Here is a 1,531-nt window from a genome sequence, read left to right on the forward strand (position 1 = left end):
AATGAGCTTTGCTCGCCGGCCCTTGAACGCAACTCATTTGCCAAAGCCAGGCTGCCAGTGCTCAGCTAGGCTCAGGAGACCTGACCATGACCCGATCCCCCGTCATCCGCCTGGACGATCTGACCCTGTCGCCACAAACCCACGGCGCCCGTTTCAACGCAGCCATGGCCGCCATCGCGGCGCCGCTCGGCGCGACGCATCTGGGCGCGCGGCTGGTCGAGGTGCCGCCCGGCAAGGCGGCCTGGCCGTTCCACAGCCATCATGCCAATGACGAGATGTTCGTCATCCTCTCCGGCGCCGGCGAGCTGCGCTTCGGGGCCGAGACCCATGCGGTCGCGGCGGGCATGGTGGCGGTCTGCCCGGCGGGCGGGGCCGAGACCGCGCATCAGATGATAGCCACGGGCGATGCGCCACTGCGCTACATCGCCATCAGCACGATGCGCGAGCCCGATGTGATGGACTATCCCGACAGCGGCAAGATCACCGTCTTCGCCGGGGCGGCGCCCGGTGGCGACAAGGCGCAGCGCCGCGTCGCGGCCTCGTTCCGGAAGGGTGATGCGGTGGATTACTGGGACGGCGAATGACCTCGCGCCTCCGCCCGCTGGAGAGGGCCGACGCCGCCCGGCTCGCGGCCCTGATCACCGGCTACCGTGCAGCAATGGGCGCCGGCGCGTCCGCAACGTCGGAACCGGAGGCCCGGCGCCTGATCGCCAGCGCGGAGGCCGATGCTAATATCCTGATGATCGGCGCCGAGGCCGGCGCTGGCCTCGCCGGTTTCGCGCTGGCCTTCGACTTGGCCGAGATCGTCTCGGGCGGGCGGGCCGGGCAGCTCGATGACCTGTTCGTCGCGCCAGAGGCGCGCGGCGCCGGCCTCGCCCGCGCCCTCGATCGCCCGGTTGACCGAGGTCGGCGCAGTGCGCGGCTGGACACATCTGCGCTGGCTGGTCCCCCGGGACAACACCGCCGCAAGGCGGCTCTACGAGACGCTCGCCGAGCCCGCACCCTGGGACAGCTTCCGCATCACGCTGGCTGAACCGCCTCAGAGCAGGTCGATCCTGTAGCGCTTCACCGGCGCCGCCGCTGCCAGCCGGTCATACAGAGCCTGCGCCGCCAGATTGTCCGCATCGGTCTCCCATTCCAGCCGGATCCAGCCCTGCGCGCGCCCCTCGCGTTGCAGATGGGCGAGGCAGGCCTCGGCCAGCCCCTGCCTGCGGGCGGGAGCCGAGACCCACAGATCTTCGAGAATGCCGACGGGCCGCGCGCTGAACGAGTGCAGGCGCAAGACGACATGGGCGAAGCCCGCCGGAACGCCCTGCCGCAGGATCAGCCAACCCTGCAGCGGTTCACCCTCTGCCATCAACCGATCCCAGAGCACCGGCATGGTCTCGGACGCGACATCCCCGGCCGCGAAATGCGCGAGGTTCTCGCGCCACAGGACCTCCCACGCGCCGCGATCGTGGAGGGTCAGCGGCCTGATGCTGATGCCGGTCATCGGGAGTCCTTCTGCGGCGCCTGTTCAGGGGCAGTCTAG

The 1,531-nt window shown here is 70.3% G+C and carries 3 protein-coding genes; 2 read left to right on the forward strand and 1 reads right to left on the reverse strand.

Annotated features, from left to right (window positions below):
- Positions 1–86 precede the first annotated feature (86 nt).
- Together C5F48_RS23670 and C5F48_RS23675 are read left to right on the forward strand one after the other, a co-directional pair.
- Entirely contained in the window at positions 87–584 is a 498-nt protein-coding gene (locus tag C5F48_RS23670) for a cupin domain-containing protein (RefSeq protein ID WP_107666112.1), read from the forward strand.
- A complete protein-coding gene (locus C5F48_RS23675) occupies positions 581–1,033 on the forward strand; it encodes a GNAT family N-acetyltransferase (RefSeq protein ID WP_258186574.1) in 453 nt (150 codons plus the stop codon). The genes C5F48_RS23670 and C5F48_RS23675 overlap by 4 nt, the downstream gene beginning before the upstream one ends.
- A 6-nt stretch (positions 1,034–1,039) precedes the next feature.
- Here the strand turns inward: C5F48_RS23675 and C5F48_RS23680 are convergent, their stop codons facing one another.
- Positions 1,040–1,492 carry a GNAT family N-acetyltransferase gene (locus C5F48_RS23680; RefSeq protein ID WP_107666113.1) on the reverse strand — a complete coding sequence of 151 codons (453 nt, stop codon included), beginning with the start codon at positions 1,490–1,492 and terminating at the stop codon, positions 1,040–1,042.
- Between the last annotated feature and the right edge of the window lie 39 nt (positions 1,493–1,531).

This window comes from Cereibacter changlensis JA139 (assembly GCF_003034985.1).
In the GTDB taxonomy this organism is placed as follows: domain Bacteria; phylum Pseudomonadota; class Alphaproteobacteria; order Rhodobacterales; family Rhodobacteraceae; genus Cereibacter; species Cereibacter changlensis.

Bases quoted from the DNA above. Each gene is read 5' to 3' on its own strand.
- C5F48_RS23675 (WP_258186574.1), top strand. From the start codon at position 581: ATGACCTCGCGCCTCCGCCCGCTGGAGAGGGCCGACGCCGCCCGGCTC.
- C5F48_RS23680 (WP_107666113.1), bottom strand. From the start codon at position 1,492: ATGACCGGCATCAGCATCAGGCCGCTGACCCTCCACGATCGCGGCGCG.
- C5F48_RS23670 (WP_107666112.1), top strand. From the start codon at position 87: ATGACCCGATCCCCCGTCATCCGCCTGGACGATCTGACCCTGTCGCCA.